The sequence below is a fragment of the Burkholderia sp. R-40 genome (assembly GCF_049942845.1).
GTDB classification, from domain to species: Bacteria; Pseudomonadota; Gammaproteobacteria; order Burkholderiales; family Burkholderiaceae; genus Burkholderia; species Burkholderia ambifaria.
Genome location: NZ_CP187967.1, coordinates 3,455,213 through 3,471,095, shown reverse-complemented (window position 1 = coordinate 3,471,095; position 15,883 = coordinate 3,455,213). Strand labels below are relative to the sequence as shown.

At 68.4% G+C, this 15,883-nt stretch carries 14 protein-coding genes and 1 tRNA gene; 13 read left to right on the top strand and 2 right to left on the bottom strand.

Features of this window, described 5'->3' with window-relative positions; genetic code table 11:
* Positions 1–32 precede the first annotated feature (32 nt).
* The 13 genes from fmt (at position 33) to ACP26O_RS15990 (ending at position 12,248) form a co-directional block, all read left to right on the top strand.
* On the top strand, positions 33–1,016 hold the full coding sequence (gene fmt / locus ACP26O_RS16050; RefSeq protein ID WP_175701394.1) for a methionyl-tRNA formyltransferase: 984 nt from the start codon (positions 33–35) through the stop codon (positions 1,014–1,016).
* Between the two features lie 110 nt (positions 1,017–1,126).
* The gene (locus tag ACP26O_RS16045; protein ID WP_175665892.1) at positions 1,127–1,768 is read left to right on the top strand and encodes a LysE family translocator; all 642 of its coding nucleotides are present in this window, start codon (positions 1,127–1,129) and stop codon (positions 1,766–1,768) included.
* Positions 1,769–1,868: 100 nt separating this feature from the next.
* Positions 1,869–2,726 (top strand): zinc metalloprotease HtpX, encoded by an 858-nt coding sequence (gene htpX, locus ACP26O_RS16040; RefSeq protein ID WP_006750073.1) that lies wholly within the window; start codon positions 1,869–1,871, stop codon positions 2,724–2,726.
* Positions 2,727–2,902: 176 nt separating this feature from the next.
* Positions 2,903–4,291, top strand: coding sequence for a 16S rRNA (cytosine(967)-C(5))-methyltransferase RsmB (gene rsmB, locus ACP26O_RS16035; protein ID WP_175665893.1), 1,389 nt, complete (start codon positions 2,903–2,905; stop codon positions 4,289–4,291).
* On the top strand, positions 4,288–4,881 hold the full coding sequence (locus tag ACP26O_RS16030; RefSeq protein WP_006750071.1) for a DUF4390 domain-containing protein: 594 nt from the start codon (positions 4,288–4,290) through the stop codon (positions 4,879–4,881). Before rsmB ends, ACP26O_RS16030 begins: the two co-directional genes overlap by 4 nt.
* A complete protein-coding gene (esaS, locus tag ACP26O_RS16025) occupies positions 4,871–7,285 on the top strand; it encodes a sensor histidine kinase EsaS (RefSeq protein WP_175665894.1) in 2,415 nt (804 codons plus the stop codon). The genes ACP26O_RS16030 and esaS overlap by 11 nt, the downstream gene beginning before the upstream one ends.
* Positions 7,286–7,987, top strand: a complete 702-nt coding sequence (esaR, locus tag ACP26O_RS16020) for a response regulator transcription factor EsaR (protein ID WP_011658230.1) — start codon at positions 7,286–7,288, stop codon at positions 7,985–7,987.
* 62 nt (positions 7,988–8,049) lie between these two features.
* Positions 8,050–8,125: transfer RNA gene (locus tag ACP26O_RS16015), tRNA-Phe, on the top strand.
* Positions 8,126–8,475: 350 nt separating this feature from the next.
* Complete coding sequence (gene queC, locus ACP26O_RS16010) at positions 8,476–9,210, top strand: 7-cyano-7-deazaguanine synthase QueC (RefSeq protein WP_105834806.1); 735 nt, start codon at positions 8,476–8,478, stop codon at positions 9,208–9,210.
* Positions 9,211–9,284: 74 nt separating this feature from the next.
* Positions 9,285–9,917 carry a 7-carboxy-7-deazaguanine synthase gene (gene queE, locus ACP26O_RS16005; RefSeq protein ID WP_006755430.1) on the top strand — a complete coding sequence of 211 codons (633 nt, stop codon included), beginning with the start codon at positions 9,285–9,287 and terminating at the stop codon, positions 9,915–9,917.
* Between the two features lie 18 nt (positions 9,918–9,935).
* Positions 9,936–10,388 carry a 6-carboxytetrahydropterin synthase QueD gene (gene queD / locus ACP26O_RS16000; protein ID WP_006755431.1) on the top strand — a complete coding sequence of 151 codons (453 nt, stop codon included), beginning with the start codon at positions 9,936–9,938 and terminating at the stop codon, positions 10,386–10,388.
* A 307-nt stretch (positions 10,389–10,695) separates the two neighbouring features.
* A complete protein-coding gene (locus tag ACP26O_RS15995; RefSeq protein WP_175665895.1) occupies positions 10,696–11,481 on the top strand; it encodes an HpcH/HpaI aldolase family protein in 786 nt (261 codons plus the stop codon).
* Positions 11,478–12,248, top strand: coding sequence for a tetratricopeptide repeat protein (locus ACP26O_RS15990; RefSeq protein ID WP_175665896.1), 771 nt, complete (start codon positions 11,478–11,480; stop codon positions 12,246–12,248). Before ACP26O_RS15995 ends, ACP26O_RS15990 begins: the two co-directional genes overlap by 4 nt.
* A gap of 99 nt (positions 12,249–12,347) precedes the next feature.
* On the opposite strand, the gene rodA is transcribed toward ACP26O_RS15990, so the two are convergent.
* Both rodA and mrdA read right to left on the bottom strand, forming a co-directional pair.
* Positions 12,348–13,496 carry a rod shape-determining protein RodA gene (rodA, locus tag ACP26O_RS15985; protein ID WP_165752228.1) on the bottom strand — a complete coding sequence of 383 codons (1,149 nt, stop codon included), beginning with the start codon at positions 13,494–13,496 and terminating at the stop codon, positions 12,348–12,350.
* Positions 13,497–13,507: 11 nt separating this feature from the next.
* Complete coding sequence (mrdA, locus tag ACP26O_RS15980) at positions 13,508–15,778, bottom strand: penicillin-binding protein 2 (RefSeq protein ID WP_175665897.1); 2,271 nt, start codon at positions 15,776–15,778, stop codon at positions 13,508–13,510.
* Between the last annotated feature and the right edge of the window lie 105 nt (positions 15,779–15,883).

Below are 15,883 nucleotides of genomic sequence, written 5' to 3'. Positions count from 1 at the left end.
CGTATTCGCCAAGCCCGCTCCCGAACGCTTTCATGACCCATACGTTGCGCGTGATTTTTGCCGGCACGCCGGAATTCGCCGCGGCCGCACTCGCCGCGATCCACGAGGCCGGTTTTCCGGTGCCGCTCGTGCTCACCCAGCCCGATCGCCCTGCCGGACGCGGGATGAAACTGCAGGCGAGCGCCGTGAAGCGCTATGCCGTCGAGCACGGGATGCCCGTCGCGCAGCCGCCGTCGCTGCGCCGCGCGGGCAAGTACCCGGCGGAGGCAGCCGACGCGATCGAGCTGCTGCGCACGACCCCCCACGACGTGATGGTGGTCGCCGCATACGGCCTGCTGCTGCCGCAGGAGGTGCTCGACATTCCGCGCGCCGGCTGCATCAACATCCATGCGTCGCTGCTGCCGCGCTGGCGCGGCGCCGCGCCGATCCACCGCGCGATCGAGGCCGGTGACGCCGAGACGGGCGTCACGCTGATGCAGATGGACGTCGGCCTCGACACCGGCGCGATGATCGACGAAGCGCGCGTCGCGATCGCGCCCGACGATACGACCGCCACCCTGCACGACCGGCTGGCCGCCGACGGCGCGCGGCTGATCGTCGATGCGCTGGTGCGGCTCGAGCGCGACGGCGCATTGCCCGCCACCCCGCAGCCGGCCGACGGCGTGACCTATGCGGAAAAGATCGGCAAGCACGAGGCGGCGCTCGACTGGCGCCAGCCGGCCGACGTGCTCGCGCGCCAGGTGCGCGCGTTCGACCCGTTCCCGGGCGGCGTCGCGACGCTCGACGGCGCGGCCATCAAGCTGTGGGCGGCCGAGCCCGTGGCGGCGCGCGGCGACGCGGCGCCCGGCACGATCGTCGACGCAGCGCCGGAAGGCGTGATCGTCGCGTGCGGCAGCGGCGCGCTACGCGTCACGCAACTGCAGAAGCCGGGCGGCAAGCGGTTGCCCGCGCGTGAATTCCTGGCCGGCTCGCCGCTCGCCGCAGGCCAGCGTTTCGCGTTGCCCGACGGGGCCTGAGCGTCATTCGACCCGACCTGCCGGCCGCGCGCAATCGGCCGAATGGCCGAGTCGCACGGCGCGGCAGGCGCGCGTAGAATTTCCCTGCGCAGTTCGGTTTCGAGGTCTTCATGTTTGGCATCACCCATTTCGGCTTCTTCGTGTTCGCGGTGTTCCTGCTGAACATCACGCCCGGCCCCGACACGGCCTACATCGTCGGCCGCAGCGTCGCCCAGGGGCGCAGCGCGGGGCTGATGTCGGCGTTCGGCATTTCGGCCGGCTGCTGTGTTCACGCGCTCGCATGCGCATTCGGCCTGACCGCGTTGCTGGCGGCATCGGCCACCGCGTTCACGGTGATCAAGCTGGTCGGCGCCGCCTACCTGATCTACCTCGGCGTGCGGATGATCGTCGCGCGGCAGGCCGCCGAGCCGTCGGGCGCCGCAGCCGCGCAGGGCACGGCCGCAAAGCCGCTGCGCCAGCTCTTCATGCAGGGCTTCTGGACCAACGTGCTGAATCCGAAGGTCGTGCTGTTCTTCGTGTCGTTCTTCCCGCAGTTCGTGTCGGCCGACAGTCCGCACAAGGCTTGGGCGTTCCTGACCCTCGGCGCGGTATTCGTCGCGATGAGCACGGTGTGGACCAGCCTCGTCGCGTGGGTCGCGGGCAGCGTCACGCAGCGCGTTTCCGGCAAGCCGGGCGTGAAGAAGTGGCTCGACCGTACGGTCGGCAGCGCTTTCGTCGGCCTGGGCCTTCGTCTTGCAACATCGCAACGCTGAGATTGAATTTTTCGCGCAAGACCTTATCTAACAAATCGCTTACAATTTTCCGCCGCGCCCTTTGATGCGCGACGGGTCCCCTGACGGATAAGGAGTGGGTATGTTCAATTGGGTCAAAACGGCGATGCTGATGGCCGGGATCACGGCCCTGTTCATCGTGATCGGCGGCATGATCGGCGGCACCCGCGGCATGACGATCGCGCTGCTGTTCGCGCTCGCCATGAATTTCTTCTCGTACTGGTTCTCCGACAAGATGGTGCTGCGCATGTACAACGCGCAGGAAGTCGACGAGAACACGGCGCCGCAGTTCTACCGGATGGTGCGCGAGCTCGCCACGCGCGCGAACCTGCCGATGCCGCGCGTCTACCTGATCAACGAGGATGCGCCGAACGCGTTCGCCACGGGCCGCAACCCGGAGCACGCGGCGGTCGCCGCGACCACGGGCATCCTGCGCGTGCTGTCCGAGCGCGAGATGCGCGGCGTGATGGCGCACGAGCTCGCGCACGTGAAGCACCGCGACATCCTGATCTCGACGATCACCGCGACGATGGCAGGCGCGATTTCGGCGCTGGCCAACTTCGCGATGTTCTTCGGCGGCCGCGACGAAAACGGCCGTCCGGCCAACCCGATCGCGGGGATTGCGGTCGCGCTGCTCGCGCCGATCGCCGGCGCGCTGATCCAGATGGCGATCTCGCGGGCGCGCGAATTCGAGGCCGATCGCGGCGGCGCGCAGATCTCCGGCGATCCGCAGTCGCTCGCCACCGCGCTCGACAAGATCCATCGCTATGCGGCGGGCATCCCGTTCCAGGCGGCCGAAGCGCATCCGGCCACCGCGCAGATGATGATCATGAACCCGCTGCACGGCGGCGGCCTGCAGAACCTGTTCTCCACGCACCCGGCGACTGAGGAGCGCATCGCGCGCCTGATGGAGATGGCGCGCACCGGCCGCTTCGACTAACTCGCGTCGCATTCGCACCTCGCCCCGCACGCCTCGCGCTGCGGGGCATTTCATTTGTGCGTCCCGTAAAGGGGTCGCATGGCCTCACGCTACAATGCGCGGTTTGGAATCGCGGCGGCCGCGCACGGCCGCAGGGTTCCCGCCGCTCGCGGCGCCCGTTTGCCGATTTTGCTCCGATGACACGAACCCGTTCCTCCGCTCCGTCTTCCTCCGGCCGCCCCGCGCGCCTGTCCGCGCTGCGTCTCGCGCCCGATTCGCTGGGCTTCGCGCTCGACGCGGCCGCGCAGGCAGTCGATGCGGTGCGGCGCGGCACCGCGCTGCCGGCGGCACTGGCCGCGGTGTTCGCGCAGATGCCGGCCGACGCGCAGGCGCTGGCGCGCGGCGCGACGCAGGACGTCGCTTACCGGACGATGCGGCGCCTCGGCAGCGTGGACTGGCTGATCGGCCGGCTCGTCAGCAAGGCGCCGCCCGCGCACGTGCAGGCGGTACTCGCCGCTGCGCTCGCGCTGCTGCTCGATCCGGAGGAGACGGCCGCGTATCCGGCGTTCACGATCGTCGACCAGGCCGTGACCGTGATCGGCGCGCGGCGCGAATTCGCGTTCGCGAAGGGGCTGGTGAACGCGGTGCTGCGCCGTTTCCAGCGTGAGCGCGACGCGCTCGTCGCGGCGCTGCAGGACGATCCGGTCGCCCGCTGGAACTACCGTCCTTGGTGGATCGATGCGGTGAAGCGCGCGTGGCCGGACGCATGGCAGGCGATCCTCGCGGCCGGCGAGCGCCAGGGGCCGCTGACGCTGCGCGTGAATGCGCGCCGCGCGAGCGTCGATGCATATCTCGACACGCTGCGCGCGAACGGGATCGATGCGACCGCGATCGGCCGCCATGCGGTGCGGCTCGCATCGGCGCTGCCGGTCGATCGCATTCCGGGCTTCGCTGACGGCGTCGTGTCGGTGCAGGATGCCGGCGCGCAGCTCGCCGCCGAATGGCTCGGCGCGCGTGACGGCATGCGCGTGCTCGACGCATGCGCGGCACCGGGCGGCAAGACCGGCCATATCCTGGAGCTGGCCGGCGCTGAGGTCGTTGCGCTCGAAAGCGACGCGAGCCGCGCGGCGCGCATCGGCGAGAACCTCGCGCGCCTATCGCTCGCGGCGGACGTGCGCGTCGGCGATGCCGGCGCACCGGATGCGTGGTACGACGGCCAGCCGTTCGACCGCATCCTCGCCGACGTGCCGTGCTCGGCGTCGGGCATCGTGCGCCGTCATCCCGACATCCGCTGGCTGCGCCGCGAAGCCGACATCGCGGCACTCGTCGCGGAACAGCGCCGCATCCTGACGGCGTTGTGGCCGCTCGTGAAGCCGGGCGGCGAACTGCTTTACGTGACCTGTTCGATCTTCCCCGAGGAGGGCGAATTGCAGGCCCGCTGGTTTGAAGCGGCCTGTGAAGATGCGGTACGATTGGACGCGCCCGGCCAACTGCTGCCCGGCGGCGTGCCCGCCGGAGCGGCCGGCGCACTCGACCAGAACACCGATCACGACGGATTTTTCTACGCGCGGTTTCAGAAACGGTGACGATCAAACACCTTTTTCCACTTCGGCTTGCGGCCGTCCTGCTGGTCGCATTGGCGCTGTGCCTGACTGTCGTTCGGCCGGCGCGCGCCGCCGAGTCGATCGCCGTGCAGCGCGCATCGCTGCAGGCTGACGGAAGCGGCTGGAGCCTCGATGCCCGCTTCGAATTCGAGCTGAACCCGAACCTCGAGGATGCCGTCAACAAGGGCATCCCGCTCTACTTCACGACCGACTTCGAACTGAGCCGCGCGCGCTGGTACTGGTTCGACGAGCAGCCGGTGTCGGTGTCGCAGACGATCCGCCTGTCGTTCCAGCCGCTCACGCGCGAGTACCGCGTGTCGACGGGCGGGCTGCAACTCGGCTTCCCGTCGCTGAAGGACGCGCTCGCGGTCGTCCGCCACATCACGTCGTGGCACGTGATCGATCGCAACCAGGTGCGGGCCGGCGAAACCTACATGGCCTCGGTGCGCATGCAGCTCGACACGGCGCTGATGCCGAAGCCGTTCCAGGTCGACGCGGTGAACAACCGCGACTGGACGCTCGGCTCGGACTGGAAGCGCTTCAACTTCACGGTGACCGAACGTGCTAAATAAAGTGCGCCGCGCGGCCAGCGGGAAGAGCCTTCTCGTTCGCGTCATCGTAGCGACCGTCGCGCTCACCGCGCTGCTGCTGCTCGTGCTGCTCGCGGCCGCGAGCGCGAACACCGAGTTCTTCGATCGCTACTACTCGTGGTTGTACGCGATGAACATCATCGTCGCGCTCGTGTTCCTGCTGGTGGTGCTCGGGCTGATCGGGATGATCGTCGTGCGCCTGAGGAAGGGCAAGTTCGGCACGCGGCTGCTCGCGAAGCTCGCGGTGTTCTTCGCGCTCGTCGGCGTGGTGCCGGGCGGGATCATCTACATCGTGTCGTACCAGTTCGTGTCGCGCAGCATCGAGTCGTGGTTCGACGTGAACGTCGAAACCGCGCTGACGGCCGGCCTGAACCTCGGCCGCGGAATGCTCGACGCGTCGCTGTCCGACCTGCAGACGAAGGCGCGCCTGATGTCCGACCAGCTCGCGAGCGTCGATGCGAACACCAACGGCACGACGCTCACGCTCTTGCGCCTGCGCGACCAGTTCGGCGTGCAGGACGCGACGATCGTCGAGCCGAGCCGCGGCGGCTCGGGTGCGGCGCCCGACCTGCACATCGTTGCGCAGGCATCGGGCAATTTCGCCGTGCTGATTCCGGACGACCTGCCCACGCCGCTGATGCTGAGCCAGGCGCGCGAACATGGCGCCTACGCGGCGATCGAGGGCGAAGTCGACGGCGACCCGCGCGCGCACGGCGCGAAGGGCGCGTTGCGGCTGCGCGTCGTGCGGCCGATCCCCGACGCGACGACGTCGCTGCTGCAGCCGGCGGAGCGCTTCCTGCAGCTCACGCAGCCGGTGCCGCCCACGCTCGCGCACAACGCCGACGCGGTGCAGCGCGCGTATCGCGAGTACCAGGAAAAAGCGCTCGGCCGCACCGGGCTGCGCAAGATGTACATCGGCACGCTGACGCTCGCGCTGTTCCTTGCGACCTTCATCGCGATGATGCTCGCGCTCGCGCTCGGCCAGCAGCTCGCGCGGCCGCTGTTCCTGCTCGCGCAGGGCACGAAGGAGATCACCGAAGGCGACTACACGCCGAAGCGCGAGATCAAGTCGCGCGACGAGCTCGGCTTCCTCACGCAGTCGTTCAACGCGATGACGCGCCAGCTGTCCGAGGCGCGGCTCGCGGTCGAGAAGAACCGGATCGCGCTCGAGCATTCGAAAACATATCTCGAAAGCATCCTCGCGAACCTGACCGCCGGCGTGTTCGTGCTTGACCGCCAGTTCCGGCTGACGACGGCCAACCGCGGCGCCGAGCGGATCTTCCGGCAGCCGTTCGGCGCAATGATCGGCACGGCGCTCGACCGGATCGACGTCGTCGCGGAATTCGGCGCGATGGTGCGCAAGGCATTCGCCGATCGCGAGGCGGCTTCCGACGGCGCCAGCGGCGATCGCGGCCACTGGCAGCAGCAGTTCGCGGTCGAAGTGCCGGGCGAAGCCGATCCGCTGACCTTGCTCGTGCGCGGCACGCGCCTCGTGTCGACGGTCGAGGGAGAGGCCGACGATCCGCAGACGTCCGGCTACGTCGTCGTGTTCGACGACATCTCCGACGTGATTTCCGCGCAGCGTTCGGTCGCATGGGGCGAGGTCGCGCGGCGGCTCGCGCACGAGATCAAGAACCCGCTGACGCCGATCCAGCTGTCGGCCGAGCGGCTGCAGATGAAGCTGTCCGACAAGCTCGCGCCGCCCGATGCGGACGTGCTCAAGCGCGGCGCGACGATGATCGTCAACCAGGTGGCCGCGATGAAGCGGATGGTCGACGACTTCCGCGAATATGCGCGCACGCCGCCGGCGGTGCTCGGCAACCTGCAGTTGAACGAACTGGCGAGCGAGGTGCTCGGGCTGTATGGTGTCGGCGAAGGCAAGAGCGCGATCGTCGCCGAACTCGCGCCGTCGCTGCCGGTGATTCGCGGCGACGCGACGCAACTGCGCCAGGTGATCCACAACCTGCTGCAGAATGCGCAGGATTCGGTTGCGGAAGTCGCGCAACCGCGTGTGTTGATCGAAACCAAGACAGTAGAATATGGCGATCCCGACGCCGAGGGCAAAACGCGCGTCGCGGTACGTCTTACCGTGTCCGACAACGGGCCCGGTTTTCCGGCACGCATCCTGACCCGTGCGTTCGAGCCTTACGTGACGACGAAGGCGAAGGGCACGGGGCTCGGATTGGCCATGGTCAAGAAGATCGTCGATGAGCACGGCGCGCGGATCGATCTGCGCAATCGCATGCACGGCGAGACCGTCGAGGGTGCGCAGGTGTCGATCCTGTTCCTGCAGATGGCGAGCGATACGCCAGGCGCCGAACCCGGCGCGCAGGTCGGGACGGCCCCCGCTAAGACAAAAGCAAGTGTGCAGACAAAGGCAGCGTAAATGGCAACCATCCTGGTGGTAGATGATGAAATGGGCATCCGGGAATTGCTCTCGGAAATCCTCAGCGATGAAGGACATGTCGTCGAGGCGGCGGAGAACGCGCAGGCCGCGCGGGAATACCGTCTGAATCAGGCGCCCGATCTCGTGCTGCTCGATATCTGGATGCCCGATACCGACGGCGTCACGTTGCTCAAGGAATGGGCGGCGCAGGGCCTGTTGACGATGCCCGTGATCATGATGTCCGGGCACGCGACGATCGACACGGCCGTCGAGGCAACGAAGATCGGCGCGCTCGATTTCCTCGAGAAGCCGATCGCGCTGCAGAAGCTGCTGAAGTCGGTCGAGCATGGTCTCGTGCGCGGCGCGGCACCGGTGTCCGTCAACGCGGCGGCGAAGGCCGGCGTCGGCCAGGCTTCGGGCCCGGCGGCTGTCGCGTCCGCGGCCGCGCTGCCGACGCTCGGCGACGACATGGCCGCGGCCCTGGGCCTCGCGGGCCAGACGGCCGCGATTCCGTTCGACATCCCGTTGCGCGAAGCGCGCGATGCGTTCGAGCGCGCGTACTTCGAATATCACCTCGCGCGCGAGAACGGCAGCATGACGCGCGTCGCGGAGAAGACGGGCCTCGAGCGCACGCACCTGTATCGCAAGCTCAAGCAGCTGGGCGTCGAGCTCGGCAAGAAGCCGTCGGAAGGCGCCGCGTAAAATATTTTGCGAAAACCACTTGCGCAAAGTAACAGGGCTGGATATACTTTCTCTTCTTCGTTGGCCCGGTAGCTCAGTTGGTAGAGCAGCGGATTGAAAATCCGCGTGTCGATGGTTCGATTCCGTCCCAGGCCACCAGCAGTTCCAACCCCAAGAATCGGAAGGTTCTTGGGGTTTTTCGTTTGTGGTGGGTTTGCGCGGCATCGGTGGTGCGTCCGGCAGCATTCGCCGGAGCGTGATAAAATCCGTGCCCGCTCAATGACTTAGCGCATCGCTTCATGCGCACGGCAGGGCTGCCCGCAGGCGCCGCCGTGACGCGCGGCACCGATGCCGCGCGATGGGCGGTATAAGCGCTCCGCCGCGTTCGCGCACAACTGCGCTGCCTATACTGGTCGAGCCGGCGCAGGCCGGCACGTGTCGGGCCGCCCGGCGGCAGCCGGCCCCGGGGCGCAGCGCGACGCGAGCCTATACATTCACGGAGTATCACGGTGATTCGGACAGACGCTAAAGACGGCGCGCTCGTGCTGTTTTCCGGCGGGCAGGACTCGGCCACGTGCGTGGCCTGGGCCCTGGAACGCTATCAGACGGTCGAGACGCTCGGCTTCGATTACGGCCAGCGCCACCGCGTCGAACTCGAATGTCGCGAAGGCGTGCGCGACGCGCTGAAGCATCAGTTTCCCGCCTGGGCCGGCCGCCTCGGCGACGATCACATGATCGACCTGTCGGTGCTCGGCGCGATCAGCGATACCGCGATGACGCGCACGATCGAGATCGAGACCACGGCGAATGGCTTGCCGAACACGTTCGTGCCGGGCCGCAACCTGCTGTTCATGACGATCGCGGCCGCGATCGCCTATCGCCGCGGGCTGCGCGTGCTGGTCGGCGGGATGTGCGAGACCGATTTCTCGGGCTACCCGGACTGCCGCGACGACACGATGAAGGCGCTGCAGGTCGCGCTGAATCTCGGGATGGACACGCGCATCGTGCTCGAGACGCCGCTGATGTGGCTCGACAAGGCGCAGACCTGGCAGCTCGCCGAACAACTCGGCGGCGACGCGCTCGTCGAGCTGATCCGCGTCGAGACGCACACGTGCTACGTGGGCGAGCGCGCGGAACTGCACGACTGGGGTTTCGGCTGCGGCGAATGTCCGGCCTGCAAGCTGCGCAAGCGCGGCTACGAGGCCTACCTGAAGGGCGAGCGGGTGACCGAAGCGCCGCTGTGACGCGGTGCGCCGGCGGCGCTTGATGAATAACGGATTCTGATCGACAACGAGCGGCGCGAGCCGGACGAAGCACGATGACTTACGCGGTCAAGGAAATTTTCTACACGTTGCAGGGCGAGGGCGCGAACGCGGGCCGTCCGGCCGTGTTCTGCCGGTTCGCCGGCTGCAATCTGTGGTCGGGCCGCGAAGAGGATCGTGCGGAGGCCGTGTGCCGCTTCTGCGATACGGACTTCGTCGGCACCGACGGCGAGAACGGCGGCAAGTTCAAGGACGCCGAAGCCCTCGTCGCGACGATCGCCGGCCTGTGGCCCGACGGCGAAGCGCATCGCTTCGTCGTCTGCACGGGCGGCGAGCCGATGCTGCAGCTCGACCAGCCGCTCGTCGACGCGCTGCACGCGGCGGGCTTCGAAATCGCGATCGAGACCAATGGCTCGCTGCCGGTGCTCGAGACGATCGACTGGATCTGCGTGAGCCCGAAGGCCGACGCGCCGCTCGTCGTCACGAAGGGCAACGAGCTGAAGGTCGTGATCCCGCAGGACAACCAGCGGCTTGCCGACTACGCGAAGCTCGATTTCGAGTATTTTCTCGTGCAGCCGATGGACGGCCCGTCGCGCGATCTCAACACGAAGCTCGCGATCGACTGGTGCAAGCGGCATCCGCAGTGGCGGCTGTCGATGCAGACCCACAAATACCTGAACATTCCCTGAGCCACGGCCTTTGACATCGTGCTGATTACCCGAAAACTCGAATTCGACGCGGGCCACCGCATTCCCGATCACCGCAGCCAGTGCCGGAACCTGCACGGCCATCGCTACGTGCTCGAAGTCACGCTGCGCGGCGATCTCGTCGATACCGAGGGGGCGCCGGACCGCGGCATGGTGATGGATTTCGCCGACGTGAAGGCGCTCGCGGTCGAGCACCTCGTCAACAAGTGGGACCACGCGTTCCTGGTCTACGCGCGCGACGAAGTCGTGCGCTCGTTCCTCGAGCAGATGGCCGACCACAAGACGGTCGTGCTCGACCGGATCCCGACGGTCGAGAACCTCGCGGCGATCGCGTTCGACATTCTCGCGAACGTGTACGACGCGCACTACGGCGTGAACCTGCGGCTGGAGCGCGTGCGCCTGTACGAAACGCCGAACTGCTGGGCCGACGTCGAGCGCGATCCCGCCCGCTGACGCGTCATTGCCGGCCCGAGCGTGCGCTCGGCCGCCGGCCGCCGGTCGCCCGCAGCCGATCGCCTGAAGCCGGTCGCTTGCAGCCGGCCCCCCCACAGCCGGTCGCCCGCAGCCAGTCGCCCGCAGCCGGTCGCCCGCCACGCGGTGCCCGATCGGGCCCGCTTCGCTTGTCTCCCCACATTTCGCCCGACGGCGCGCTATGATCGTTGCGTGGCGCAGCCTGCGCGCCCGTGATCGGGCTGCTGCCGTCCGGCCGTCCCCCGTTGCCTGTTCCGTTCGATTGCCTGTCCGCCAGGAGGCCGTATCGATGAGCACGCTCACCAATTCCCTCAAACAACGTCTGCACGACGGCGACGAGCCGCTGTACGGCCTGTGGCTGTCGCTCGGCTGCGATTCGGCCGCGGAAGCGCTCGCGCACGCCGGCTACGACTGGCTCTGCATCGACATGGAGCATGCGCCGAACGACAGCCGGGACGTCGCGTCGCAACTGCGCGCGCTGGCCGCCGCGCACCTGCCGAGCGAGCCTGTCGTGCGCGTGCCGGGGCGTGAGCCGTGGCTCGTGAAGCGCGCGCTCGACGCCGGCGCGCGCACGCTGATGTTCCCGTGCATCGAGACGGCCGACGAGGCCGCGCACGCGGTGCGGCTCACGCGCTTCCCGTCGCCGGATTCCCCGGACGGGCTGCGCGGCGTGGCCGGCATGGTGCGCGCGGCGGCGTTCGGCATGCGCCGCGATTACCTGCAGACGGCCAACGCCCAGATTGCGGTGATCGTGCAGATCGAATCGGCGCGCGGCATCGACGAAGTCGAGCGGATCGCCGCGACGCCGGGCATCGACTGCCTGTTTGTCGGCCCGGCCGATCTGGCGGCGAGCCTCGGGCATCTCGGCGACAGCCGCCACCCGGATGTCGAGACCGCGATGGCGCGCGTGCTCGCGGCCGGCAAGCAGGCCGGCGTCGCGGTCGGCATCTTCGCGAGCGATACGGCCATCGCGCGCCAGTATCGCGAGGCCGGCTACCGGATGATCACGCTGTCGGCCGACGTGACCTGGCTGCTGCGCGCGACGCGGCAGGCGCTGCAGGAGGTGCGGTCATGAATGGCGGCGAGGAGGCGGGACGCGCGCGGCGCGCGACCGGTGCGTGCGGGCGGATCGGCGCGATGCTCGGGCTGTGGGTCGGGTGCGTCGCGGCGTCGGCGCAGAATGCGCCGCACGCGAAACCGGACCCGGCACACGAGACGCAAGCGGCGGTGGCCGCCTACAACGCCGGCGACTATCGCGCGGCGCTGGTGCAGTTCCACGACGCAGCCGAACGCGGCGACCGGCTCGCGCAGTTCAACTACGCGATGATGCTGCTCACCGGCGTCGGCGTGACCGCGAAAGTCGACGAAGGGCTGCGCTGGCTGAAGCGGGCGGCCGACGCGAACATGTCGCATGCGCAGTACGTGTACGGACGGATGTTCGACGACGGCGAATTCGTCGCGCGCAATCCGGCCGAAGCGCACCGCTGGTTCCTGCGCGCGGCGAAGCAGGGGCACGTGCAGGCCGCGCTGTCGCTCGCGAACCAGTTCCTCGACGGGCGCGGTACGCCGCGCGACAACCGGCAGGCGTTCGCGTGGTACAAGCAGGCGGCCGACGCGGGCGAGCCGACCGCGCAGTACGTGACCGCGTCGTTCTACGAGCGCGGCGGCGACGGCGTCACGCAGAACCTGAACATCGCGCGCGCGTACTATGCGGCCGCGGCCGCGCAGGGCGACGAGACGGCCGAGCTGAAATTCAAGGAACTGAGCGCGCGACTGAAGACGCAGGAGCCGGCATCGGGCGCCGGTGCGGACCACGCGAGCCCGCGCGCGACGCCGCAGTGACGGCGGCCGGCTGAACTCGGCCTGCCCAACGAAAAACGGCGCCCGCGGCGCCGTTTTCCTTTGCTGCGACTGCTTGCAGCCGCGTGCCGCGCCGCAGCGTCAGCTCTTCATCAACCGCCGCTGTCGCCCGACGCTCATGATCATCCCGATCGCGACGCCGAGCGTCGCCAGCGCGGTGCCGCCATAGCTCATGAACGGCAATGGCACGCCGACGACGGGCAGCACGCCGCTCACCATCCCGATGTTGACGAACGCGTAGACGAAGAACGCGAGCGTCAGCGAGCCCGCGAGCAGCCGGCCGAACAGCGTCGCGCCCTGCGCGGCGATGTAGAGCCCGCGCGCGATCAGCGCCATGTACAGCGTCAGCAGCACGAGGCCGCCGGCGAGCCCCCATTCTTCCGAGAACACCGCGAAGATGAAGTCGGTGTGCTTCTCCGGAATGAATTCGAGGTGGGCCTGCGTGCCCTTCAGGTAGCCCTTGCCGAGCGCGCCACCCGAGCCGATCGCGATCACGGCCTGGATCGTGTGGAAGCCCTTGCCGAGCGGGTCGGAGGTCGGGTCGAGCAGCGTGCACACGCGGTGCTTCTGGTAGTCGTGCATCAGCGGCCACTGCACTTCGGGCTGGCAGATGCGATCTTCGAACACGGCGATCGAGCCGACCGCGATCACGCCCGCGACCAGCACCGGCACGATCAGCTTGAACGACAGGCCGGCGAGGTAGATCACGAAGAGGCCGGCCGCGAACACGAGCAGGCCGGTGCCGAGGTCGGGCTGCTTCGCGATCAGGCCGACCGGCACGAGCAGGATCCCGAACGCGACGACGAAGTCGTACCAGCGCAGCCCGCCTTCGCGGCGCTGGTAGTACCACGCGAGCATCAGCGGTGTCGCGATCTTGAGGATTTCCGACGGCTGAATCACGACGCCGACGTTCAGCCAGCGCTTCGCGCCTTTCTTGGTCATCCCGAACAGCGCGACCGCGACCAGCAGCGCGACCCCGAATGTGTATAGCGGGACCGCGAAGCGCATCAGCGTCGTCGGCGGGATGTTGGCGATCACCCACATCAGCACGAACGTCAGCAGGATGTTGCGCAACTGGTCCTCGACGCGGCCCGGCATGTCGATCGCCGCGCTGTACAGCGTGACGATGCCGACGCACAGCAGCAGGAACACGATGAGGGCGAGCGGGCGGTCGAAACCCGCGAACATCTGCTTGATCTTGTCGAGCCAGGCGCGCTTGTCGAATTGCATGCCTTTCTCCGTTAATGAGCGGTGCCGGCGTTCACCGCTTTCGCGGTGGCCGACGCACGGAAGTTGTCGTCGCGCGGCCCGGTGGCGACCGGCTGGGCGCCGCTCGCGGGCCGGTGCGGCCGGTGCGGGCGCCGGATCGGCGGCAGGCTCGCGGCCATCGGCGCCGCGGCGCTCGCGCCGGACGGCTGCGCCGCGCTCGACGCGTCGGGTGCCGACGCGGCGTCCGCCGCACTCGCCGCGCTCGCCGCACTCGGCACGACCGGCTGCGGCAACGCGGTGAAGCCGGCCGCGACGGCGGCGGGCTTCGATGCGTCGCCGACCACGGGCGCGCTCACCGGCTCGGTCGCCGACGCGGCGGCGGCCACGGCCGCGGCCTCGTTGTTCGGGTTCTGACGTTCGACGAGGTAGTAGTCGAGCACGCGGCGCGCGATCGGGCCCGCGGCCTGCGCGCCCCAGCCGCCGTTCTCGACGACCAGCGCGACGGCGATCTGCGGATGGTCGACCGGCGCGTACGCGATGAACAGCGCGTGGTCGCGCAGGTGCTCGGCGAGCAGGTGGCCCTTGTAGTTCGAGCCCTGCAGCGAGAACACCTGCGCGGTACCGGTCTTGCCGGCCGCGAGGTACGGCGCGCCGCGGAACACCTTGTACGCGGTGCCGGACGGATTCTCGATCACGTTTTCCATCCCGCGCTTCACGACGTCGATGTCGCCCTGCTTGAGCGGAATCACTTCGCTTTCCTTCGGCACGGTCAGGTGGCGAGCGCGCGAGATCGGATCCTCGACTTCCTTCACGAGGTGAGGCTTCATCACGACGCCGTTGTTCGCGAGCGTCGCGGTGGCATGCGCGAGCTGCAGGATCGTGTACGAGTTGTAGCCCTGGCCGATCCCGAGGCTGATCGTCTCGCCGTCGAACCACTTCTGCTGCGCGGCCTTCTTGAACGCCTTCTTCTTCCAGTCGGTCGACGGCAGGATCCCGCGCGCCTCGCCCTGAATGTCGATGCCGGTGATCTGGCCGAAACCGAACGGCTTCATGAAGTTCGCGATCGCGTTCACGCCGAGGTCGCGCGCGAGCATGTAGAAGTAGGTGTCGTTCGACACCATGATCGCCTTGTTCATGTCGACCCAGCCCTGGCCCGAGCGCACGTCGTTGCGGAACGTGTGGCCGCCGAACGTGAAGTAGCCGGGATCCTGGAAGCCCCAGCCCGGCGTGCGCTTGCCGAGCGTCAGGCCGGCCAGCGCCATGAACGGCTTGTACGTCGAGCCGGGCGGGTAGGTGCCGTGCAGCGGCCGGTTCAGCAGCGGCTTGTCGGGCGAGTTGTTCAGCTCGTCCCAGGTCTGCTGGTCGATGCCGTCGACGAACGAGTTCGGGTCGAAGCTCGGCGACGACACGAACGCGAGCACGTCGCCCGTCTTCGGCTCGATCGCGACGAGCGCGCCGCGCTTGCCGGCGAACGCCTGCTCGGCGACCTGCTGCAGCCCGATGTCGAGCGACAGCACCAGGTTGTTGCCGGGCGTCGCCTGCGTGCGCGACAGCGTGCGCACGGGCCGGCCGCCGGCCGTCACCTCGACTTCCTCGAAGCCCGTGAGGCCATGCAGGTCGGCTTCGTAGCTCTGCTCGACGCCGATCTTGCCGATGTAGTCGGTGCCCTTGTAGTTGTTCGCGTCACGACGCGGATCGTAATGTTCCTGGTCGCTGTCGTTCTCGTCGCTCATCGCATCGATGCGATCCTGGTCGCGCTTCGAGATCCGGCCGATGTAGCCGATCACGTGCGCGGCCGTCATGCCGAGCGGGTACTGGCGGAACAGCCGCGCGCGCACGTCGACGCCGGGGAAGCGGAAGCGCTGCGCGGTGAAGCGCGCGACTTCCGCGTCGGTGAGGCGCGTGCGGATCGGCAGGCTCTCGAAGTTCTTCGAGTCTTCCTGCAGCTTCTTGAAGCGGCGGCGGTCGCGCGCGTCGATCGGGATGATCTCGGACAGCTTGTCGATCGTGTTGTCGAGCGTGTCGTCGAGCTTCGACGGCGTGATCTCGAGCGTGTACGCCGAATAGTTCTTCGCGAGGACCACGCCGTTGCGGTCGGTGATGATCCCGCGGTTCGGCACGATCGGCGCGACCGAGATGCGGTTTTCCTCGGCCTGCAGCGCGTATTTGCCGTGCTGCATCAGCTGCAGGTAGAAGAAGCGGCTCGCGAGCAGCCCGAAGCAGACGAACACGAACACGCCCGCCGCCGCGACGCGCAGGCGGAACTTCGAGAGCTGCTGTTGGGTGTCGTTGAATTCGGTCATGCGGTTACATTTGATCCGGCCCATGCGCGGCGAGCGCGCGCGGGCGAGGGGCCGCCCCGGAGCGCGGCGCGCGGCGGGCGTGGGGGCGGCGGGTGTTCAAGGTCG